The sequence below is a fragment of the Paraburkholderia sp. RL17-368-BIF-A genome (assembly GCF_046054045.1).
In the GTDB taxonomy this organism is placed as follows: Bacteria; Pseudomonadota; Gammaproteobacteria; order Burkholderiales; family Burkholderiaceae; genus Paraburkholderia; species Paraburkholderia graminis.
Genome location: NZ_JARESN010000002.1, coordinates 414,225 through 434,823, shown reverse-complemented (window position 1 = coordinate 434,823; position 20,599 = coordinate 414,225). Strand labels below are relative to the sequence as shown.

General features: G+C 64.1%; 20 protein-coding genes. 4 read left to right on the top strand and 16 right to left on the bottom strand.

From position 1 onward, the window contains the following. Positions 1 to 371 precede the first annotated feature (371 nt). Positions 372 to 3,116: a mechanosensitive ion channel family protein gene (locus P0D87_RS05025; protein WP_053860710.1), complete on the top strand. Its 2,745-nt coding sequence runs from the start codon at positions 372 to 374 to the stop codon at positions 3,114 to 3,116. 34 nt (positions 3,117 to 3,150) lie between these two features. Here P0D87_RS05025 and P0D87_RS05020 read toward each other — a convergent pair whose 3' ends face one another. The 9 genes from P0D87_RS05020 to P0D87_RS04980 all read right to left on the bottom strand — a co-directional run bounded on the left by P0D87_RS05020 (position 3,151) and on the right by P0D87_RS04980 (position 13,927). Next, the gene (locus P0D87_RS05020; RefSeq protein ID WP_053859178.1) at positions 3,151 to 5,415 is read right to left on the bottom strand and encodes an ATP-dependent DNA helicase; all 2,265 of its coding nucleotides are present in this window, start codon (positions 5,413 to 5,415) and stop codon (positions 3,151 to 3,153) included. Further along, complete coding sequence (locus P0D87_RS05015; RefSeq protein WP_053859179.1) at positions 5,412 to 7,199, bottom strand: VRR-NUC domain-containing protein; 1,788 nt, start codon at positions 7,197 to 7,199, stop codon at positions 5,412 to 5,414. The genes P0D87_RS05020 and P0D87_RS05015 overlap by 4 nt, the downstream gene beginning before the upstream one ends. A 54-nt stretch (positions 7,200 to 7,253) precedes the next feature. Next, entirely contained in the window at positions 7,254 to 7,844 is a 591-nt protein-coding gene (locus P0D87_RS05010; RefSeq protein WP_029970515.1) for a LutC/YkgG family protein, read from the bottom strand. Beyond that, complete coding sequence (locus P0D87_RS05005; protein ID WP_053859180.1) at positions 7,831 to 9,222, bottom strand: lactate utilization protein B; 1,392 nt, start codon at positions 9,220 to 9,222, stop codon at positions 7,831 to 7,833. Before P0D87_RS05005 ends, P0D87_RS05010 begins: the two co-directional genes overlap by 14 nt. Then, positions 9,219 to 9,962: a (Fe-S)-binding protein gene (locus P0D87_RS05000; RefSeq protein ID WP_029970513.1), complete on the bottom strand. Its 744-nt coding sequence runs from the start codon at positions 9,960 to 9,962 to the stop codon at positions 9,219 to 9,221. The genes P0D87_RS05005 and P0D87_RS05000 overlap by 4 nt, the downstream gene beginning before the upstream one ends. Positions 9,963 to 10,124: 162 nt before the next feature. Then, positions 10,125 to 10,853 (bottom strand): FadR/GntR family transcriptional regulator, encoded by a 729-nt coding sequence (locus tag P0D87_RS04995; protein WP_029970512.1) that lies wholly within the window; start codon positions 10,851 to 10,853, stop codon positions 10,125 to 10,127. A gap of 84 nt (positions 10,854 to 10,937) precedes the next feature. Further along, positions 10,938 to 12,107 carry a pyridoxal phosphate-dependent aminotransferase gene (locus P0D87_RS04990; protein WP_053859181.1) on the bottom strand — a complete coding sequence of 390 codons (1,170 nt, stop codon included), beginning with the start codon at positions 12,105 to 12,107 and terminating at the stop codon, positions 10,938 to 10,940. A gap of 172 nt (positions 12,108 to 12,279) precedes the next feature. After that, on the bottom strand, positions 12,280 to 13,758 hold the full coding sequence (locus tag P0D87_RS04985; RefSeq protein ID WP_006046966.1) for an RNA polymerase factor sigma-54: 1,479 nt from the start codon (positions 13,756 to 13,758) through the stop codon (positions 12,280 to 12,282). Continuing rightward, positions 13,745 to 13,927: a hypothetical protein gene (locus tag P0D87_RS04980; protein ID WP_132384603.1), complete on the bottom strand. Its 183-nt coding sequence runs from the start codon at positions 13,925 to 13,927 to the stop codon at positions 13,745 to 13,747. The genes P0D87_RS04985 and P0D87_RS04980 overlap by 14 nt, the downstream gene beginning before the upstream one ends. Positions 13,928 to 14,266: 339 nt before the next feature. Between P0D87_RS04980 and P0D87_RS04975 the strand changes: the two genes are divergently transcribed. After that, positions 14,267 to 14,605, top strand: a complete 339-nt coding sequence (locus P0D87_RS04975) for a BON domain-containing protein (RefSeq protein ID WP_006046965.1) — start codon at positions 14,267 to 14,269, stop codon at positions 14,603 to 14,605. Between the two features lie 104 nt (positions 14,606 to 14,709). On the opposite strand, the gene P0D87_RS04970 is transcribed toward P0D87_RS04975, so the two are convergent. Then, positions 14,710 to 15,159 (bottom strand): ferritin-like domain-containing protein, encoded by a 450-nt coding sequence (locus P0D87_RS04970; RefSeq protein WP_006046964.1) that lies wholly within the window; start codon positions 15,157 to 15,159, stop codon positions 14,710 to 14,712. Positions 15,160 to 15,442: 283 nt separating this feature from the next. On the opposite strand from P0D87_RS04970, the gene P0D87_RS04965 reads away from it, so the two are divergent. Then, a complete protein-coding gene (locus P0D87_RS04965) occupies positions 15,443 to 15,700 on the top strand; it encodes a hypothetical protein (protein WP_006046963.1) in 258 nt (85 codons plus the stop codon). Between the two features lie 120 nt (positions 15,701 to 15,820). On the opposite strand, the gene P0D87_RS04960 is transcribed toward P0D87_RS04965, so the two are convergent. The 5 genes from P0D87_RS04960 to P0D87_RS04940 all read right to left on the bottom strand — a co-directional run bounded on the left by P0D87_RS04960 (position 15,821) and on the right by P0D87_RS04940 (position 18,583). Next, complete coding sequence (locus P0D87_RS04960) at positions 15,821 to 16,402, bottom strand: hypothetical protein (protein WP_006046960.1); 582 nt, start codon at positions 16,400 to 16,402, stop codon at positions 15,821 to 15,823. 117 nt (positions 16,403 to 16,519) lie between these two features. Then, positions 16,520 to 16,864: a DUF1488 family protein gene (locus tag P0D87_RS04955; RefSeq protein ID WP_053859182.1), complete on the bottom strand. Its 345-nt coding sequence runs from the start codon at positions 16,862 to 16,864 to the stop codon at positions 16,520 to 16,522. After that, positions 16,861 to 17,427: a DUF4142 domain-containing protein gene (locus tag P0D87_RS04950; protein ID WP_006046958.1), complete on the bottom strand. Its 567-nt coding sequence runs from the start codon at positions 17,425 to 17,427 to the stop codon at positions 16,861 to 16,863. The genes P0D87_RS04955 and P0D87_RS04950 overlap by 4 nt, the downstream gene beginning before the upstream one ends. 71 nt (positions 17,428 to 17,498) lie before the next feature. After that, entirely contained in the window at positions 17,499 to 18,050 is a 552-nt protein-coding gene (locus tag P0D87_RS04945) for a type 1 glutamine amidotransferase domain-containing protein (RefSeq protein WP_029965665.1), read from the bottom strand. 185 nt (positions 18,051 to 18,235) lie between these two features. Further along, entirely contained in the window at positions 18,236 to 18,583 is a 348-nt protein-coding gene (locus P0D87_RS04940) for a hypothetical protein (protein ID WP_006046956.1), read from the bottom strand. Positions 18,584 to 18,753: 170 nt separating this feature from the next. Between P0D87_RS04940 and P0D87_RS04935 the strand changes: the two genes are divergently transcribed. Beyond that, positions 18,754 to 20,124 (top strand): DNA topoisomerase IB, encoded by a 1,371-nt coding sequence (locus P0D87_RS04935; protein WP_053859183.1) that lies wholly within the window; start codon positions 18,754 to 18,756, stop codon positions 20,122 to 20,124. 74 nt (positions 20,125 to 20,198) lie between these two features. Here P0D87_RS04935 and P0D87_RS04930 read toward each other — a convergent pair whose 3' ends face one another. Beyond that, positions 20,199 to 20,495, bottom strand: coding sequence for a hypothetical protein (locus P0D87_RS04930; protein ID WP_006046954.1), 297 nt, complete (start codon positions 20,493 to 20,495; stop codon positions 20,199 to 20,201). Positions 20,496 to 20,599 lie beyond the last annotated feature (104 nt).

Below are 20,599 nucleotides of genomic sequence, written 5' to 3'. Positions count from 1 at the left end.
TTCTTGGCGTTGTTGCCTCGCGTTGCTGTCTTAGCGTTGTCCTTGGCGTTATATCGCCTAATATCCGTTCACGGCATCTCGCCCCGTTGGCCGCTGAGCCACACGCAACGGAGTCCTTCCCTCTCCCTGCGCGGTCCCTCCAAAACCCACGGGCAAGCAACTTGCTACCGCATGTTGCCGACGCGTCGGCGACGCGCGCGTCTTCGCGAGCCCGGACGCCGCGTCGCATTCCATAACGACGCAGCGGCCGCCGCCTCAGGAACTTGCGCGGCGAAACTCGTGTCGGTCAAGACCGGGGCCCAGGCCCAAAACAGCGAGACCGGCCGATGCGTCCTGCCGCCGTCCGCATTCCGCAGCCCGTCCCATACCTTATGCGCAAATTTCTACACGCCTGCTTCGTCGTTCTGCTCATTCTCGGCGCCCCGCCCGCTTTCGCCGCGGTGACGCCGGCCACTCCCGCCGCGGAGGCTTCCGGCACCGCCGTCACGCTGACGCCCGACCAGGCGCGCCAGGCGCTCTCGGTTCTCAACGACCCCAGGCGCCGCGCGCAGGTCGCCGATACCTTGCAGGCCATCGCCGCGGCCGGCGCGCTGAGTGCGCCGGCATCGGCACCGACGGCCGCCTCCGCGCCCGCTGCCGCGAGCGGCGCAGCGTCGCTCGTGCCCGCCGCGTTTAAATCGAACGGACTGGCCTCGCAGCTCGCCCGTCAGGGCGCGCATTGGGCGGTCCATCTCGGCGGATCGCTGCGCAACTCGGTGACGGCGCTGCTCGACGTCGCTTCGGTGCGCGCGTGGTGGAACTGGCAATCGACCAGTCCGCAAGCGCGCTCGATCCTCGCGCACGTCGCCTGGTCGCTGCTGGCCGCGTTGTTGCCGGCGCTCGCGCTCGAATGGCTCGCGCGGCGTGTGCTGCGCCGCGCGTATCGCATGCTGGCCGCGCGCCGCGAGCATGGCGATCCCGCCGACGCGCCGCGCACCGACTTGCCCGTCGACGTCGAACCACAGCCTGCCGACGCCGCGCATGCCGCACCGCCGTTGCCCGCACCGCCGGTCGCCGAGGCGCAGGCCGAAGCACGGGCCCAAGCGGAATCGAAAGCCGAATCCACAACAACAGCCCGCGCACAAGCCGCCGCGGCCGCCGCCGCAGCGTTGCCCGCAACCGGCCAACCTGCCGCGACGCCAACATCCACACCGAGCCCCACGCCGTCCGCCACCAGCGGCAAAGCGGCCGAAGCCAAAGGCAAGCAAAACGCCACGCATCACTGGACGCTCCTGCAGCGCCTGCCCCGCGCGCTGCTGATCACGGTTCTGCGCCTGCTGCCGCTGGCGGTGTTCGTGGGCGCGGCGAGCGCCCTCATGTCGATCTTCACCGACGACGGCACGCCGCCAGACCGCGCGCTCGATTCGCTCGTCGACATTTATGTGCTGTGCCGCCTGATCGTGATCGTGAGCGGCTTCTTCCTGCAGCCGGCCGCGCCGCGTCTGCGCCTGTTGCGCATGAGCGATGCGTGGGCCGTGTTCGTGCATCGCTGGGTGATCCGCATTGTCAGCGTGGTCGGCGTCGGCTCGGCGATTGCGGAAATCGGGCAATCGCTCGGCCTGAACGAAGCCGCGCATCTCGCGTTGATGAAGGTCGTCGCGCTCGCCGGCCACGTGATGCTCTCGATCCTGATCCTGCAATGCGCGAAGCCGGTCGGCGAACTGATCCGGCAGCGCGCCGCTACGCGGCCATCGCTCGAAATGTTCGGCAATGCGCTCGCCGATGCATGGGCATGGCTCTCGGTGTTCGTCGTGATGGCGCTGTGGTTCGTCTGGGCGCTCGACGTGCGCAACGGCTATCACGCGCTGCTGCATCTGGGCGGCGCGTCGCTCGCGGTGCTGGTGGGCGCGCGCGTGCTCGCCATCGTGATCTTCGGTGCACTGGCGCGGCTCTTCAACGGACGCGAGGACGCGGACCGCTCGCTCGTGAACCGGCATGCGTACCGCTACTATCCGCTCGCGCGACGCGTGGTGGCGTGGATCATCGGCATCGTGACCGCGCTTGCGTTGCTCGCGGTATGGGGCGTCGATGTCGGCGAACTGTTCCGCGACGGCAGCGTCGGCCACCGGCTCGCGTCGGCCATCGTCACGATCGGCGTGGCGGCCGTGATCGCGCTGCTCGTGTGGGAAAGCGTGAACGTATCGGTCGAACGGCGGCTCGATCGCTGGACCACGACCGGCGACCTCGTGCGCGCCGCGCGCCTGCGCACGCTGCTGCCGATGCTGCGCACCGGCCTCTTCTGCGTGATCGCTCTCGTCGTCGTGCTAACCGGGCTGAGCCAGCTCGGCGTGAACATCGGGCCGCTTCTTGCGGGCGCGAGCATCTTCGGCGTGGCGCTCGGCTTCGGCTCGCAAAAACTCGTGCAGGACTTCATCACAGGCATTTTTCTGTTGATGGAAAACGCGATGCAGGTCGGCGACTGGGTCACGCTCGCGGGCGTGTCCGGCACCGTCGAATATCTGTCGATCCGCACGGTGCGCCTGCGCGGCAGCGACGGTTCTCTATATACCGTGCCGTTCAGTTCGGTATCGACGGTCAACAATACGAATCGCGGCATCGGCAATGCGGCTGTCCGCGTCAACATCGTATTCGGCCAGGACGTGGATCTCGCGATCGACACGCTCAAGGAAATCGGCGCCGGCCTGCGCGAGGAGGAGAAGTTCAAGGACGGCATTCTGTCCGACTTCAGCTTCTGGGGCGTCGACGCGGTGGACGGCTCGGCCGTCACACTGGCCGGCCAGATGCAATGCCGCGACTCGGCTCGCTGGGGCGTGCAGCGCGAATTCAACCGGCGCATTCTCGACCGCTTCCGCGAACGCGGCATCGAGATCGCCAATCCGCAGCGCAACCTGCTGACGTGGGACCCGGAGAGCGTCGCGCCGCGCGTCGAAGCCGGCGAGCCGCCTAAACAGGAACCGCAGCAGGAACCTTCGACGCATGCTTCCGGCGACGGTGCTTCGTCCGATGGCGCATCAAAGGGCGACGCGCCCGTCGAGGACCAGATCCCCGTCGACTCGAAGCCCGCGGGCGGGCCGGGCACGCCCGCGAATCCGGGACCGACCTCGCCGCACGAATGACGTACTGACTGACCGGGCGCCGGGCGCGCGCTATCTATTGAACCTGCCACCAGCGAGGCAACAGGCGGCGCACTTCGGGCCGCCTGTACCGGTCGTCGATCAGATGCACGACGCCCTCGTCGCGCTCGGTGCGAATCACGCGCCCCGCCGCCTGCACCACCTTTTGCAAACCGGGGTACAGGTACATGTATTCGTAGCCGCTGCCGAAGCGCGCCTCCATCGTGCGGCGCATCTGTTCGTTCACTTCGTTCATTTGCGGCAAGCCGAGCGTCGCGATGAATGCGCCGATCAACTGCTGACCGACCAGATCGACGCCCTCGGAAAACGCACCGCCCAGCACCGCGAAGCCGACGCCCTGGTCGGTGCCGCGAAAGCGCGCGAGAAATGCGTCGCGGGCGGCTTCGTCCATGCCCGGCTCCTGCGCCCAGACAGGTACATCAGGGTTGCGTTCGCGCATCAGCGCGACCACGCGTTGCAAATACTCGAAACTACTCAGGAACCCCAGGTAATTGCCGGGCTGCGCCGTGTACTGCCTCGCAATCAACTCGACGATAGGTTCCAGCGAACGGTCGCGATCGCGCCAACGCGTCGACACGTTGCCCGCAACCCGCACTTGCAATTGCTCCGCGCGAAACGGCCCTTCGACGTCGAGCCATGACGTGTCCTCGGCAAGCCCCAACGTATCGCGGTAAAAATGATGCGGGCTGAGCGTGCCGGAGAACATGACCGTGGTGCGCGCGGCGGCGTAGCGCGGCGCGAGAAACGGCGCGGGAATCACATTGCGCACGCACAGCACGCAACTGGTTTTATCGCGCGGTGCGTGGCGGTCTGTCGTCAGCGTGATGTCGAAAATCGAATGCTCGCCGAACTGTTCGGCGAGCGCGACGAAATGCATCGCGTCGAAGAAGAAACGCAGCGACGTTTGATCGATGGAAAGCGGCGCTTCGGCAAGCTGATCCGTCACCGCGCCGATCAGATTCTGCGCGGCTGATAACAGCTTGCCCGGCACGTCGGCGTAGACCTGATACGACGCGGTCTGCGCGCGCTTGAGCGCATTCCATTCGCGTTGCAAGCGTTCGAGCGGCTTGCGCAACGTGGGCGGCGCCGTGTTGCGCGCAAGCCGCAACGCCGCCTGATCCAGCGACGCCGTGTACATGCGGCGCGCGCGATCGAGCAGATTGTGCGCCTCGTCGACCAGCACGCCGACGCGCCACTGGTTGATCTGCGTGAGCGCGTAAAGCATCGCGCTGCTGTCGTAGTAATAGTTGTAGTCGCCGACTACGACGTCGGCCCAGCGCGCGAGTTCCTGCGCGAGGTAGTACGGACAGACGTCATGTGCGAGCGCCGCTTCGCGCACCGCGGCGCGATCGAGACGCGGCCCGGCAAGCGCCGCGCTGCGCGCCGCGTCGAGCCGGTCATAAAAGCCGCGCGCGAGCGGACACGACTCGCCGTTGCACGCCTTGTCCGGATGCTCGCAGGCCTTGTCGCGCGCGACGAGTTCAAGCGTTCGCAGCGGCAACGGCGCAGCGCTCTGGCGCAGCGTTTCGATTGCATCGAGTGCGAGCGCGCGGCCCGGCGTCTTCGCGGTCAGAAAGAACACGCGATCGATCTGCTCCGCCGCGCAGGCCTTCAGCAACGGAAAGATCGTAGCGAGCGTCTTGCCGATGCCCGTCGGCGCCTGCGCCATCAGCGGCTTGCCGTCGCGCGCCGCACGATAGACGGACACCGCCAGTTCGCGCTGGCCGCTGCGAAACTGCGCGTGCGGAAACTGCAATGCGCCGAGCGCGGCATTGCGTGCCGCACGATGCGCTTCCTCCTGCACGGCCCAGTCGAGAAAGCGCTCGCATTGTTCGACGAAAAAAACCTCGAGCTCGCGCGCCGTATGCGTTTGCGTCAGCAACGTTTCCTTCTGACTGCCGACGTCGAAATAAACCAGCGCGACGGTCAATTGGCCAAGTCCGCGCGCGCGGCACAGCATATGTCCGTACACCAGCGCCTGCGCCCAATGCAGAGTGCGGTGATTCGCGGGCATGCGTTCGAGATCGCCGCGATGCGTCTTGATCTCTTCGAGACGATTGGCCGCCGGGTCGTAGCCGTCGGCGCGGCCTCGCACGGTCAGATTGCGATGCGTGGCAGTCAGCGTCATTTCGCTTTCGTAGCCGCTCGCGCGACGCCCCGCGACGGTCACGTGCCCCGCCATGCCTTCGAGCGAAGTCGGCGCGGGCGTGAACCGCAGATCGAGGTCGCCGCGTCTTGCGGTGAACTCGCACATCGCTCGCACGGCGACGATGTAGCTCATGCCGTGCGCTCCGCTGTGAATGTGGCGGGCGTGGAATTGCACTCGGCTTCGTCGGCCCAACGCACGTCGACCACGCGCACCGGCATGCCATGCTGCACACAGTATGCGAGCCAGCGGATCTGGTTGTCCTGCAAGCGGTCGCCGGGTCCCTTCACTTCGATCAACTCGTAACGGCGCTCGGCGGGCCAGAAGCGGATCAGGTCGGGCAACCCCGAGCGATTGCCGCGCACGTCGCGCAGCAGACGTTCGAACCACAACTTCAGATGCGCGGCGGGCAGACAGTCGAGCGCAGTCGTCACGAGTTCGGGCGTGAGCAATCCCCAGAACACGAACGGCGATTGCACGCCGTCCTTCTCATGCAGATGCCGCAAAATCGTCTCGCGATACGCGCCGTTATCGAATTGAGCCAGGCACGCGGCGAACTGCACGGCACGGCGCGCATGAAAATCCGGCGCGTGAAGATCGGCGGGACCGCGTTGAAACGGATGGAAAAACGCACCGGGCAACGCGGCGAATACTGGCTCCCAGCAGAGCAGGCCGAACAGCGAATTGATCAGCGCATTCTCGACGTAATGCACCGGTGCGGCGTCGCAAGTCAGATGATCGCGCACGACGAATTCGACGGCCTGCGGCGCTTGCGGCCTCGGCAACGTCAACGTGCTGCGCTCGGCCGCGCGCGCCGCCTGCACGCGAACCGCCGGCTCGCCGAGCTTGCGCTGCAAACGCGGCAACATGCGTGCGATACGTTGCGCCTCTTCCTCGCTTTCCGGCGATGCCGCGGCCTGCGACGCGAGCGCGAGCGCCGCATCGAAACGTTCGCTGCGCTCGAGCACGCGCATGCGCCGATGACGCGCGCCGGGCCACGCGCAACTCTCGTACACGGCGAGCGCCGATGGCCACATCTGCCGCCGTTCGCAATACTGGCCGATGCGAAACAGCAGCTTCGCGCGGCGCGTTTCGAGCCACGAATTAGACGTTTCGACTGCACGAACGCGCGCGACAAGGGCGTCGATCGCGTCACTTGTCGCTTCCGAATTAATCAGCGATCCGAACGATTCTATCGATTCAAGCTGATCGCGACATGCCTGCAACGCGAGATATACATCGACGTCCGCGCGCTGCTGAAATGCACGCGACGCCGGCCCGAACGCGACTTTCTCATACTGGAACACGCCAAGATCGGCGAGCACGAACTCGGACCAGTCCTGCTGCAGATTGCCGAAGAACATCAGCCGAAAGCGCTCGCAAAGCGGCGCAATGTCGACACGAAACACGCAATCGCTCGACTGGGCATGCCATGCGGACAACGGACGCGCGGCGCCGCTGCCATTCTCACGCTCATCTTCTTCCGCATAGAACGGACGCAATGCATCCAGCAACTTGGGCTTGCGCAGGCTGCGCGCGCCGGGAATCATGGCAAGCGCGTCCGCGAAAATATTCAGCAATTCGGCGCGCGTGGTGAGTGCAAAGAGATCGTCGAGCGTTAGATGCGGCGCCGCGTCCAGCCAGCCGAGCGCAGTAACAGGCGCGGCGGCGCGTAACGGGCAGCCGATTTCGTCGTAAGCCAGGCGGCTCGCGCGAAACAGCGTGCCCTTGCGCATCAGCATGCGGACCAGCAATGCGCGCGACGCTTGCGGCAATGACGCAAACGCGCCGAGAAAAGCGCGCTCGCCTGCATCGAGCAGATCGTCGTAACGTTGCGCGAGCCATGCAAGCGCACGCTCGAAGTTCAGCAGATAGTAAGGAGCGCCGGCGAGGGAATCCGGCGGAGCATCGGTTGCCACGGAGTTTGCAGGACCTGTACGTTTATACAGTGATGATAGCAAACTCCACTGCCGCTACGGCTTTGCCGCGAGCCACACCACCGTCAGCGAACGCACGCCCTGCGCGCCGCGAATCAGCACGCCTTCAATGTCCGCGGTCGCGGACGGCCCCGTGACCAGCGCCGCATAACGCGCATCGCGAAAGTCGTCGCGCCGGTAAACGTCCTGCAAACCGTCCACCAGTTGCGCCGGATCGAGCAGCACCACCAGATGCTGCACGATGTAACCCAACGCGTTGACCACGTACTCGCGTTCGCTGAACCACACAGAGCCCGTCTCCGCGACGCCGAAACGCGCGCGCACCACGCCGACGTCGATGTCCTGCAGCGATGCCGGTTCGGTGTCGGCGGTCAGCATGCGCGTGCCGGGCACTTCGGCTGTAGCCGATGCGATCGACACGGCCGCGCCGAACCGCTCGCGGATCAACGCGGCGACATCGGACGCGGCCTGCGCTTGCACGCATGTGCCGCCCATCATTTGCAATGCAGCCGCGAACCGCTCGCGCAGATCGCCGCCCATCGCGGGAAAGAGCGGCACATCGGGACGCGGACGCGCGGCCGGTTGCGCCTGCCGCACTTTCGCGAGAAAAGCCTCACGCGTTGCCATCGCCACCTCCGCGGTTTTTCTTGTACCAGGCGTGGAAGGTCTGCTTCGGCGCCTCGGGCAACTCGCGTTGCCTGCCCCAGATATTCAGCGGGTTATACAGCACGAAATTCGGCAGCCGCCGCAATGCGCCGCTCATCGACGCGACGGTCGCGCGATACAAGGTCGGACTCGCCAGCAGGCGCCCCGCCATCTTCAACACTTCCTGCTTCACGAACGGCACTTCATGACGCTCGGCGATTACCGTGCGCCATTTGTAGATCTGCTCGTGAATATTGATCTTCACCGGACACACGTTCGTGCAACTGCCGTTGAGCGTCGACGCAAACGGCAACGCGCTATAGCGCTTCAGATCGAAGGTCGGGTTGATGATCGCGCCGATCGGCCCGGAGTAAGTGCCGCCATACGACAGCCCGCCGCTGCGCCGGTAGACCGGGCACGTATTCATGCATGCGCCGCAGCGGATGCATTTGAGCGAGTACCAGAAGTCGTCCATCGCGAGCCGCTCCGAGCGGCCATGATCGACGAGGATGTAATGCATCTCCGTGCCCGGACGCGGCGCGCGGAAATGCGACGTGTATTGCGTGATCGGCGAACCCAGCGCGCTGCGCGACAGCATGCGGATAAACACGCCGAGGTCCGCGACCTTGGGAATCAGCTTCTCGATACCGATCGACGCGATATGCAACGGCGGCACATTCGCCGAAAGATCCGCGTTGCCTTCGTTCGTGCACACCACGACCGTGCCCGTCTCCGCGACGGCGAAATTGCAGCCCGTCATACCGGCCGTTTTTTCGCGCACGAAATAAGGCCGCGTATTCATGCGCTGGCTTTCGGCGAGATAGTGAATATCGCTATTGTTCGGGTCGGTGCCGATGGTTCGGCCGAACAGTTGCGCGACGTCCGCGCGCAACTTGTGGACCGCGGGCACGACCATATGGCTCGGGTCCTGATGATCGAGTTGCTGGATGCGCTCGCCGAGATCGGTTTCCATCACCGTAATGCCGCGCGGTTCGAGATACTCGCGCATCTTGCATTCGTCGGTGAGCATCGACTTGCTTTTGACCAGCGTGGTCATGCCGCGCGCGGACATGATCTGGTGCACGAGCGCGTTGTGCTCTTCCGCCGTGGACGCCCAATGCACGACGACCCCGTTTGCCTCCGCTGCCGCGGCAAACTGTTCGAGGTACTCGGACAAATTCGACAGCGTATGTTCCTTGATGCCCGAGGCGAGTTCGCGCAGCGTCTCCCATTCGGCAATGCCGTGCGCCTGCGCGTCGCGCTTCTCACGCAAATCCCACAGACGCTTGTCGTGAAACGCAACGTGTTCAGTCTTCCTGATGAACTCGCCGGCTGCCTTCGCGTGGTCGATGCGGCTCATGCGCGTGCCCCGTTCAGCACCTGAGCGATGTGGATGAAGCGCGCGTCGGCTTTCATGCGCTCGGCGCAGCCTTGCTGATGCATCAAACACGACATGTCGCCCGATACGATGTATTGCGCGCCTGCGTTCAGATGATCGCGCACCTTGTCCTGCCCCATGCGCACGGAGACAGGCTCTTCAGTGACAGAGAAAGTGCCGCCGAAACCGCAGCATTCATCCGGTCTTGACGGTTTGACGAACTCGATGCCCTTCACGCCTTCGAGCAACGTGCGTGGTTTCGAAAACGGCTGCCCCGCGACTTCCGACACCGACGCCTCCTTAAGATGCCGCAACGCGCTGCAACTGTTATGCAAGCCGACGCGATACGGAAACTCAGCCCACGGAAATTCGCGCGCGCCGACCACGTCATGCAGAAACTCGACGAGTTCATAAGCACCTGCGCGCACGTTTCTGACTTCATCCGTCTGCTCGATCGCGGTCAGATGCTCGCGCACGTGATGGATACAGCTCGCCGAAGGTCCGACGATGTAGTCATAGCCCGCGAAGTTGCGCGCAAACACGCGCTCGGCGCCGGCCGCGTCCGCGTGCGCGCCACTATTGGCCATCGGCTGGCCGCAACAGGTTTGCTCCTGCGGATAGTCGACCTCGATGCCGAAGCGCTCCAGCAATTCGAGTGTGGCGATGCCGACCTCGGGGTAGAACGCGTCGATAAAGCACGGAATAAAGAGGGCGACTTTCATGAGTTCATTGGACGGAACGCGGCAGGAGACAACGCCGGCGGTCATGTTGGCAAGGTTGGTCAGCTTGGTCTGACCAAAAATATAAGGAAGTCCCCGGTTCGTGTCAATCGGAAGATCGCGACGGGCGCTGAGCGACAGGCGCCCGCGACCGCCCATAAACGTCTACAGCTTCGCCGCGTCTTCCTGATAAATCTCGCGCACGAAGGCGAGATGCCGCTCCGCGGCCTTGCGCGCTTTTTGCGCGTCACGCGCCATGACCGCGTCGTAGATGGCCTGATGCTGGCTCATCAACTGCTTTTCCATCGCCTCGTCGTAATCGATCAGCCGATGGTACTGGCGCATGCCTTCGCGAATCAGCGTATGGATGCCGTGCATCACATGCGCAAGCGCGATGTTGTGCGTGGAGTCGGCAATCGCGAGGTGAAACGCGGCGTCCAGTTCCGCGAGATTGTCACGGTCCTGCGATCGCGACGCCGCCTTCAACGCTTCAAACGCGGCCTTGATCTTGCGAAGATCGGCGGCTGTCGCGCGCTCGGCGGCATACACCGTCGAAATGGATTCGAGCCCCTGGCGCAATTCGAGAATATCGGCACTGGTACGCGGATTCTGCAAAAGCAGTTCGGCGAGCGGCCCCGAAATGAGCGGCGCGGTGAGTTCCACCACCGTAAAACCGCCGCGCCCTGACGTGGCGATATAACCGTCCGACTCGAGCCGGATCAGCGCCTCGCGCAGCGAGGGCCGCGACACCGCCAGTTGCGTGGCGAGATCGCGTTCCGCCGGCAAACGGTCGCCCGGCATCAGCACGCCGTCCGAGATCAATTGCTTGATCTGATCGGCGACTACGTCGGAAAGCCGCTTGCGCGTGAAGGACTGAATCGGGCGAAAGTGCATAGGCGGCGGCTCGTAAAGCCGAATGGTTCAAGGTTCGTTGGCGAATGCAAGGCACTTGCAGGCATTCGCGGAATCGCGAATGAATTATACCGTCGCCACAAACGCCGCAATCCGCTTGCATGCCTCGGCAAGACGTGCTTCATCCACGACGAAGCCGAGGCGCACGAAGCCGTTAGCGGTCTCGCCGAACGGGCTTGCATCGAGCACCGACACGCCTTGCGCGCGAAACAGCCGCCACGTGAAATCCATCGTATCGAGACCTGTGCCGCTGACGTCGACCATCATGAACATGCCGGCTTCGGGAAGCAGGCAGCGCAAGCGCGGAATGCGGCTCAAGTGCTCGAACACGACATCGCGGCGGCGCCGGTAAATCTCGCGCATTTCATCGACGATTCGCGCCTTCTCTTGCAGCGCCGTCAGCGCGGCCTGCTGGATGAAACCCGGCAAGCCGTACAGCATCGCGAGCGCGAGCCGCCCCATGTGTTCGATCAACTGCGTCGGGCCGATTGCCCAACCGACACGCCAGCCGGCCATCGCATGCGATTTCGACAGACTGCCTAGCGTGACCGTGCGCTCCGCCATGCCGGGCAGCGACATGATGCTTACATGTTCGCGCTCGAACGTGAGGTCGGCATAGACTTCGTCGGACAGCACCCACAGATCGTGCTCGCAGGCGACGCGCGCAATCCGCTCGAGGTCCGCGCGCGGCATGACGACGCCGGTCGGATTGCAGGGCGTCGCGAAGAAGATCGCCTTGGTGCGCGAGGTGACCGCTCTTTCGAGCGCGTCGCAGTCGAGGTGGAACGCACGCGCGGGGTCCACCGGCACCGGCACGAGCGTCGCGCCGGCCACGCGCACGCAGGCTTCGTACGTGAGGTACATCGGCTCTGGAACGATGACTTCGTCGCCTGCTTCGAGCAGACACAGCGACGTGGCGAACACGCCGTTTTGCGCGCCCGCGGTGAGGATCACGTTGGCCGGCGCGACGGCGACGCCGCTCATGCGCGAGTGTTCGCTCGCAATCGCCGCACGCAACGGATCGCGGCCGGAGACCGCGCTGTAGTGCGTATCGCCGCCGCGCAACGCGTCGATGGCGCGCTCGACGATCGGCGCGGGCGTCGCAAAGTCGGGGTCTCCGACGCTGAGCACGATCACGTCCTCGCCCTTCGCGGCCGCCTGCTGCGCGACCCGATGAATTTCCCACGCCGACGTGCGCCTGCCTTGCAAACCCTCGACCCGACTCGAATACTTCATCGCGCTCACCCGTTTCCGATTTGACCCGCCAATGTAATGGGGCGTGCGCGAAACGTCCAGATACGAAAAAGCGCCACGCGGGCGGACAGCCTCGCGTGGCGCTTCAGTTTCGATCGAATCACCGCATGCAACAAACGTCGAGCCGACTCAATTCGCGACTCAAACTCGCGGCTCAAACCTGGCGGCGCAACTCCGCCGGCGGCACTTTCATCAGATGACGATACTTCGCGACCGTGCGGCGCGCAACGAGCACGCCCTGATCGGCGAGCATCTTCGCAAGCGTCACATCGGACAGCGGATCGCGCGTGTTTTCCGCGGCGATCATTTCCTTGAGCAGCGCGCGCACCGCGGCGGCGGAACAGGTGCCGCCGCTTTCCGTGCCGAGTTCACGCGGGAAGAAATGCTTGAATTCGAAAATGCCGCGCGGCGTGGCCATATATTTGTTGCCCGTCGCGCGCGAGATGGTCGATTCGTGAAGACCGAGTTCGTCGGCGACATCGCGCAGCACCATCGGCTTCAGCGCGATTTCGCCGTACTGGAAGAACGCCTTCTGATGCGCGACGATGCATTCGGCCACGCGTTGAATCGTATCGAAGCGTTGTTGCGCATTCCTGATCAACCAGCGGGCTTCCTGAAGCTGCTGCGCGAGCGGCGAACGGCTCGCGCCCGCGGACTGCGCGAACAGCTCGGCATACATGCGGTGAATCCGCGCGCGCGGCTGCACGGCGGGGTTGATCGTCACGACCCACTTGTTGCGCACCTGACGCACGATCACATCGGGCACGACGTAGTTGTCCTCGGTACGGCCATAGCAATTGCCCGGCTTCGGGTCGAGCTTGCGCACGAGCGCGCAGGCCACGCGCAGTTCTTCCGCGCTGCAGCCAATCTGCTTCTGCAATTCAGCCTGCTCGCGACGCGCGAGCCGTTCGAGATGATGCTCGACGATCTGCCGCGCGACGTCGCGCCCCGGCGTCTCCGCGGGCAACGCGTTGACCTGCAGCAGCAGGCATTCCGACAGCGAACGTGCGCCGAGACCCGGACGGTCGAGCGATTGCACGAGGCGCAGCGCCACCAGCAATTCTTCTTCGGTCAACTCGGGCTCGAGATCGACGCTGTCCGCGAGATCCGCGAGGTCCTGGCGTAGATAACCGTCGTCGTCGAGCGCCTCGATGATGAAGCGCGCGACGGCGCGATCGCGGTCGTCCAGCCGGTAAAGACGCAGCGCGTCATGCAACTGCTCGCGCAAGGTCGGCTGCGAGCGCGCCCATTCGGCGGGATCGCTGCCGTCGGAATCGCCGTTCTGGCGTGCCGAACTGCGGCTGCTGTAGTCGCCCGAGAAGTCTCCCGGCATGTCGTCCGGGCCGCCGCTGTCGAGCGTCTCGCTCGTCACCGCTTCGGCGGGCAATGCGTCGGGCTCGGCGGCCGCGACCGCATCGGTGGCGGGCAGCGCGCCGGCTTCGTCGGGGGTCGGCGTTGCGAGCGCGACGTCTTCCGTTTCCGACGAATCGTATTCGAGGAAGGGGTTCGTATCGAGCGCGGTTCGCAACTCCTGCTGGAACTCCAGAGACGATAGCTGCAACAGACGCACGGACTGCTGCAAGCGCGGCGTGAGTGCAAGAGACTGCCTTGTGCGAAGTTCAATTGAAGGCATCGTGTTGAGGTCCCATGAATAGCTGAAGTAAAGAGCAACCTGAACAGAGCAACTGCCGTACCAGCTTTTGCAACACGCTGTTTTTTCTAGCCTTTGCTTTTTCGGGCTTGCGAATTGCGGCCCCGCGCGGCGCCTTTTTTACAAGCGAGGCGGCAAATTCCGGGTTCACTTCTTATCTTTTGCTCCGCCCTTTCGTGGCGTGCTGAGCGCTTATTCATCAGCGGAAAAGCGCCGCTGCAATCGGGGCTCGACCGGCTTTGCACTGCGCGGACTGATCCGCGGGCACAGACTTTGCGACCCGGCTCTATGTGGACGGACGTGCGTCCTCGCATCCGGCGCTAATCGTTTAACGACTGAGGCGCAACGACTGCGAAGACCCGGCCGGTGTCGATAACGGGCCCTGACGGAACCGTAGCGGCAACGATCCCACGCGAGTCATCGGCGGCGCAGGCCGCGATCGACCGCAGGCAACAAGACCGCCATTTCATCAACACCCGAAGGAGGAACCATGAAGACCATCCATCTGTTGAAGACCGCAGGCAGCATCGCGTGTGTCGCATTCGCACTGAACGCTACCGCGCAAACCAGCGCCTCGGCGCCGCCCGCATCGTCGGAAAGCATCGGTCAGCATATCGACGACGGCACGATCACCACCAAGGTCAAGGCAGAACTGCTGGGCGCGAAGAACGTGAAGTCCACGCATATCCATGTGAAGACGCGCAAGGGCGTCGTGTGGCTCACGGGCACCGTGCCTTCCGCCGACGATAAACTCGCCGCCCAGGACGTCGTGGAAGGCGTGAAGGGTGTGACGAGCGTCAAGAACCGCCTGAAAATCGCAGCCGAGTAAATGCGGTTGCAGCAAGCCCGGCGCGTTTCATGAATTCCGCGCCGGGCAAAGAGAAAGCCGTCCGCATGCGGACGGCTTTTTTGCGTGAACGCGAGGCTTAGCCGTTAGCTCTTCGCCGCATACTGATCGCGCAGATCACGCACGCGGTCGTGGTTCTGCAGCACGCCCTGATATTGACGCTCAACGATCGCGCGCACATCCGCGGGCAATTCTTTTTCGAGCGCGTCGTGATAGCTCTTCTTCGCGACGTCCTCGCCCTTCTCGACCTCGACGAGTATCTGATGATCGCTGCGGTCCGTCACCGCCGACTTCATGTCGACCCAACCGCGATGCAGCGCGCCGCTCACGCTGCCACCCGTTTCCGGCTTGCCGCCCAAACGCTGAACCACATCCTGCAGTTCGCGTGCGCCGCGGGCGCAGTCTTCGGCACGCGTGAGGAAGAGCGTCTTCAACTGCGTGTCGCGCGCATCTTCGGCTGCCTTGCGAAAGCCCTTTTCTCCATCCTTCGATGTTTCGACGAGATCGTTCAGCACGGAAACAACGTTCGTAGCCATTCAATACCTCCAAGGGGTTTCGTTAATCGCGGAATCCGTCGCGAGGGTTAGCGCGTGTGTCGTTATGCGCGTGCCCTGCTTTGTCGTGAACTGCTCATGAATGCACGCGACGGAGTTCACTCAACTACTCGCACGGCGCGTGCCTGGCGTGTCGAACGACGCATGCACAGCAAGCTGTTGGGATTGGCATGTGCGTTGCTCTCTTCATCTCGCCCGCGCGATGTCATGCAGTGCACAAGAGTTGAAAAGAATCGCGGGCAGCAACGACAGGGAGAGCAACATCATGAAGATCAGCAGCGCAGAGCTTCTGGCCACCGTCGCGATCGTCACGTCGGCGGGCGTGTTTCAGATTCGTCAGCATATGGAGCCGCCTACAGGCGTTACCGCAAGCACGCCCGAAAGCGTACGAACAGCGCCTTCGTCGTGCGGCACGTCGCGCAACGGCATCATTCCGGCTTCATGCGAGCCGGCGCGCGAGCAACCGCCGGCGGAGCATGCGCTGCCTTTGCCGCAGCGCGGCGCCGCACGCGTCTGGGTATGAACCGCAAGGGTCTAAGGCAAGCTGTACGCGTGTTCCGCGGTTTGCGGTCCGTAAAAGAAAAGGCCCGACATTAAGTTGTCGGGCCTACTCGCTGTTACGCAGCGCTCGTACGAGCGTCCATCAAGCGCGCTTCTCGCTGTACTCGTTGAGCGGCACCGGCTGCTTCAACGGATCGAAGTCGGCCCAGCGCCCCTGCTGCCAACGGCCCGTTGCACGCTCGATCGACACACCGCCCGCTTCACGCAGCACGCGCGCCGCCTCGAGCTGATTGTCGGGCGATACGTGCACGGCGACGAGCACGCCCGAATCGCGCGCCTCCTGGTGAAACACCGCACCGTTTCCTGCGTCGCCGTCCTTGCGTGTGCGCCACATCGCGCCGGCAAGCGAGCCGATATAGGCGCCGACGCCCGCCGCAATCACAGAGACAAGCAGCGGCGCCGAGAACGCCGCGAAGATGCCGACGCCGATGATCGCGCCCGCCACCGCGCCGACCGTCACGCCGAGACCGGCGCCCTTCGGCGCGCCTTTCGCACCGGCGTCGGTATGCACGTCGCCGCCAATCGGAAAACGCGCATGCTGACCGCGCGGATTGACGAAGAAAAGCGTGACGTCTTCTTCGACGAAGCCTGCATTGAAGAGTTTTTGCGCCGCTTCCTCAGCGGCGGGAAAAGTCGTAAAGCGTGCTGCGACGATGAGTGACATAAGGCCTCCTTGCATCGTGATGCGTTTTTACAGACGACGCTCGCGAACCGCGGTGCGCCTTGTGGCGAGGAGTTGACGAAGACCGGCGGCGAGCAGCGGAGCAGCGGCGCGATGAACTCAGGCAGCGTTGCCGCGATCGGGTTCCATGCCTTCCACCCGGAACAGTCCGCTATGCAAGATTACGCCTTCGCCGTTGTTCTGGTCGAGCGCTTCGGCGCATACCGAACGGATCCGGTTGCGGCCCTTGTCGAAGGCCTCCATCAAGGCGCTTTCGAGCGGCGACGGCGCGCCGAAGTGATCCTCGAGCGCCTCGACGGTAATCGCGCAGACAACCGGTTCGCCGTCCACGCGCGCCATGAAGCGAACCGTCAGGTTCGCGCCGTCGAAGGTCGGCTTGTCGTCGGGGAAAGTGATCTGCATAAGGGAGTCCTCATAGGCAGGCCGCGGCAGGATAGCGTTCATGATGAAGAACCCTTCATGGTGCCGGCGAGCTGCTTCGCCATCTCGAGATGATGCTTGATGACGGGCAGCGCGCGCGCCGCCGCAGCCTTCAGTTGCGAGTCGGTGCCGCTCTGGCTTTGCTGCTGGAACAGATCGACCGCTCGCTGATGCGCCTCGACCCCGACCTGCTCGACGTACGCTTCATCGAACTGCTGGCCCTTGAGCGTTTGCAGTTTGCCGACGAGTGCCGAATCGGCCGCACCCGCCGCCGGCAGCCGCTTCTTCGCGGCGAGCGCGGCCATGCTTTGCGAGAGCTTTGTATGATCGGTGATCATCTGCTGCGCGAACTTCTTCACACGCGGATCACGCGAATTCTTCAACGCGATCTTGCTCGCGGCGATTTCGGTGGCGTCGGATTGCGAAGCGTCCTGGATGAACTGCTGGTCCGCGGGCGAGAGCTGCGTGCCGCCCGCGGGCGCATCGCTTGCAGGGGCGTCGCTTGCCTGCGCGTGGACCGCGCCGGCCGACGCCACGCCAAGACCGAGCGCGACAGTCATCACTTGTAGGGAATACCGTAGTTTCATGCTTTTTCTCCCTTGCTTACGGAGTCACCGGCGCTGCTCGCTCGCCGCATGCGCGAATCGCGTTGCGCCGCTCATGCCGCCTTGCGTTTCGACAGTTGCCCGATCAGCGCCTTGTTGAATGCGGGAATGTCATCGGGCTTACGGCTCGAAATCAGGTTGTTGTCTTCCACCACTTCCTGATCGACCCATGTGCCGCCCGCGTTGCGAATGTCGTCCTGCAGACTCGGCCAGCTCGTCACCGTTCGACCCTTGATGATTCCCGCCGATACGGGCAGCCACGTGCCGTGGCAAATCACCGCGATCGGCTTCTTCGCACTGTCGGCGGCTTTGACGAAGGCCTGCGCCTGCGGCAGCAAACGAATCGCATCGCCGTTCACCACGCCGCCCGGTAATACGACTGCGTCGTAGTCGTCGGCGGTGGCTTTGTCGAAAGTCGAATCGACGTCGACCGTGTCGCCTTTGTCGACGTGCTTGAAGCCCTGGATCTTGCCCGGCTTCTGTGAAATCACATGCACGGTCGCGCCCGCTTCGGCAAGCGCGCGTTTCGGCTCGACCAGTTCCGCCTGTTCGAAACCGTCGACTGCGAGTACCGCTATCTTTAGACCGTCGAGGCTGTTAGCCATTGCGTTCTCTCCTTCAATTCCAGTGCGGGGCTGCGCGCGTTCGACGCGGCCGCCTCCGTGATTTGCTACTCATTGACTATGCGGCAGCAAGGCATGTGCCTGCCGCCCGCGCGTGCCCGTCGATCTGGCTGCGCCGCCCGCTGGGCCGGCGTTGCGGCGCGTTGGGTGTGAACCGGACAGGTCGATTAAAGACCGGTGGGGTCCTCGTCGAGACCGTCGTCGCCGTCATCGGCTGCCGATGGCCGCACGATGTGATCGGGCTCGATATCGCGATCGGGATCGAGCGTCGAATCGCCGTCGGCTGCGGCGCGCTCGCCCGTGCCGGCGCGATCGGTGTCGCTGGCGAGTTCGGCTTCCCCGGTTTCGAGCGCGTGATTGTCCAGTTCAGTTTCGACGTCGAACTCGTGACGCTTCTCGCCGGCGACATCGCTGCCGCTATCGGACGAATCGCTCGGTCCCAACGTGCCCGTCGTGCCGGAGGTCTGCTTCACCACCTGTTGCGGCTCTTCATCGGGATTCAGCGTGCTGCTCATGGCGCTCTCCTTTTGGGTTGGGTTTGCGTTTGCGTTTGCGTTGATACGTATGACGTTGTTCGCAAGGACCGTTCCGCCCGCGCACTCGCAGCGTATGCGCCAGGCACCGGCCTTGCTCCGGGCCATCACTGGCGCAACGCGCTTCACGCTTGAAAGTTCTACCTGCGAAGATGGCTATGACGAACAGCACAACTCAAAACGGTCATGCATCGACCGACGACAGCGCGAAGCAGGCCGCGCCCGCCGCGATGCCGCCTGGTTTGCGCCACGCCGACGACAGCAAGCCTGGCTACACACGCAAGCGCGAGAAAGAAGGCTTCGCGTATTTCGACGTCGAAGGAAAACGCATTGAAGACGAAGCGGAAATCCAGCGCATCAACTCGCTTGCGATTCCGCCCGCCTATGAGGACGTATGGATTTGCCCCGATCCGCGCGGCCACATTCAGGCGACCGGACGCGACGTGCGCGGCCGCAAGCAATACCGTTATCACCCGCGCTGGCGCGAAACGCGCGACGCGGACAAGTACGAACGCATGGCGGAATTCGGCCGCGCGTTGCCAAGGATTCGCGCCCGCGTCGCGCGCGATCTCGAACTGCCGGGCATGCCTGCCGACAAGGTGTTCGCGGCCGTCGTGCGGCTGCTCGATACGACGCTTGTGCGCGTCGGCAGCGTCGAATATGCGCGCGAAAATCAGTCATACGGTTTGACGACGCTGCGCAAGAAACATGTGAAGGTCGAAGCGGGACAGTTGCGTTTCAGGTTTCGCGGCAAGAGCGGCATCGAGCACGACGTCACGGTCGACGACCCGCGCGTGAAGCGCATCGTGCGGCGCTGTGCGGAACTGCCGGGGCACGACCTGTTCCAGTATCTCGACGAGGACGGCACGCGCCGCACCGTCGGCTCTGCCGACATCAACGACTATCTGCGCCGTGCAAGCGGCGCGGACTTCACCGCGAAAGACTATCGGACATGGGCCGGCAGCGTGTATGCGCTCGCAACGCTGCGGCGCCTCGTGTGCGAGAGCGCCACGGAAGCGCGGCGCCATATCGTCGCGACCGTGAAGGAAGTCGCGGGCCTGCTGCGCAATACGCCCGCTGTCTGCCGGCGCTGCTATATCCATCCGGCCGTCATCAGCGCATTCGAAGCCGACGAATTGCAGACCTTGCCGCCGGGCCAGTCGAGGCGCGGTCTGAAAGTGGACGAAGTGGCGTTTGCCGCGTTGCTCGCACATGCGGAAAAACGCGCGGCGAAACTCGCGCGTCAGGCGGGCGCGAAGGGCCGCAAGCTGCGCGAAGCACAAGCCGCCGACAGCATCAACGGCTCGATTTCGACGCTGCTTCAGAAGTCGCGTGTGATTCGCAAGGAAGCGAACAAGGCCGCGGCGAAAGCCGGCGCAAAAACCGGCCGGGCTGCTCGCGCTAAGGTCAACGAGGAAGTCACCGGAAAAGCCAGCCGGAAAACCGGCGCGCGAAGCACGCGGCGAGCCGCGGGGGAGCGCGTCGGCTCGCCGCAGTCCGCGGACAAACCCGCAGCGAGTTGAATCGGCTCACTTCGGATCAGCGCTGCGCTGCACGATTGCACCGCGTACACCGCGCAATTAGTTCGGGCAACGAATCACATTTTCTCTTCGAATGCGGCCATCACGAGCCACACGTCGCGCTCGCCGTCGCGGATTTCCGCGGCCAACGCATAAGGATCGCGCGGATCGCAAATCTGCGCGAGCGCTTCATGCGCGATCTCGCCGTTGGGGAACACGCGCTCCGTCAAGGGCCGGACTTCCTGCTTGCCTTCGAACATGCGCTGATCCCTGCGATACACGAGCGTCTGCGATTTCCAGTCGCGAAAGCATTCGAGTACATGCGCGAAATCGCCGCCGCAGATGTTCGACTGATAGTGAATTCGGTTGTTCATGATGAGGTCTCCCACAGATGCGTGGATTCATGATGCTCACCATGAATCGAGCAATCGACATGCCGAGCGCATTCTTTACAACGCGTTCGAAAGCACGGCACCGG

Bases quoted from the DNA above. Each gene is read 5' to 3' on its own strand.
- P0D87_RS05025 (WP_053860710.1), top strand. From the start codon at position 372: ATGCGCAAATTTCTACACGCCTGCTTCGTCGTTCTGCTCATTCTCGGC.
- P0D87_RS05020 (WP_053859178.1), bottom strand. From the start codon at position 5,415: ATGAGCTACATCGTCGCCGTGCGAGCGATGTGCGAGTTCACCGCAAGA.
- P0D87_RS05010 (WP_029970515.1), bottom strand. From the start codon at position 7,844: ATGGCAACGCGTGAGGCTTTTCTCGCGAAAGTGCGGCAGGCGCAACCG.
- P0D87_RS05005 (WP_053859180.1), bottom strand. From the start codon at position 9,222: ATGAGCCGCATCGACCACGCGAAGGCAGCCGGCGAGTTCATCAGGAAG.
- P0D87_RS05000 (WP_029970513.1), bottom strand. From the start codon at position 9,962: ATGAAAGTCGCCCTCTTTATTCCGTGCTTTATCGACGCGTTCTACCCC.
- P0D87_RS04995 (WP_029970512.1), bottom strand. From the start codon at position 10,853: ATGCACTTTCGCCCGATTCAGTCCTTCACGCGCAAGCGGCTTTCCGAC.
- P0D87_RS04990 (WP_053859181.1), bottom strand. From the start codon at position 12,107: ATGAAGTATTCGAGTCGGGTCGAGGGTTTGCAAGGCAGGCGCACGTCG.
- P0D87_RS04985 (WP_006046966.1), bottom strand. From the start codon at position 13,758: ATGCCTTCAATTGAACTTCGCACAAGGCAGTCTCTTGCACTCACGCCG.
- P0D87_RS04975 (WP_006046965.1), top strand. From the start codon at position 14,267: ATGAAGACCATCCATCTGTTGAAGACCGCAGGCAGCATCGCGTGTGTC.
- P0D87_RS04970 (WP_006046964.1), bottom strand. From the start codon at position 15,159: ATGGCTACGAACGTTGTTTCCGTGCTGAACGATCTCGTCGAAACATCG.
- P0D87_RS04965 (WP_006046963.1), top strand. From the start codon at position 15,443: ATGAAGATCAGCAGCGCAGAGCTTCTGGCCACCGTCGCGATCGTCACG.
- P0D87_RS04960 (WP_006046960.1), bottom strand. From the start codon at position 16,402: ATGTCACTCATCGTCGCAGCACGCTTTACGACTTTTCCCGCCGCTGAG.
- P0D87_RS04955 (WP_053859182.1), bottom strand. From the start codon at position 16,864: ATGAACGCTATCCTGCCGCGGCCTGCCTATGAGGACTCCCTTATGCAG.
- P0D87_RS04950 (WP_006046958.1), bottom strand. From the start codon at position 17,427: ATGAAACTACGGTATTCCCTACAAGTGATGACTGTCGCGCTCGGTCTT.
- P0D87_RS04945 (WP_029965665.1), bottom strand. From the start codon at position 18,050: ATGGCTAACAGCCTCGACGGTCTAAAGATAGCGGTACTCGCAGTCGAC.
- P0D87_RS04940 (WP_006046956.1), bottom strand. From the start codon at position 18,583: ATGAGCAGCACGCTGAATCCCGATGAAGAGCCGCAACAGGTGGTGAAG.
- P0D87_RS04935 (WP_053859183.1), top strand. From the start codon at position 18,754: ATGGCTATGACGAACAGCACAACTCAAAACGGTCATGCATCGACCGAC.
- P0D87_RS04930 (WP_006046954.1), bottom strand. From the start codon at position 20,495: ATGAACAACCGAATTCACTATCAGTCGAACATCTGCGGCGGCGATTTC.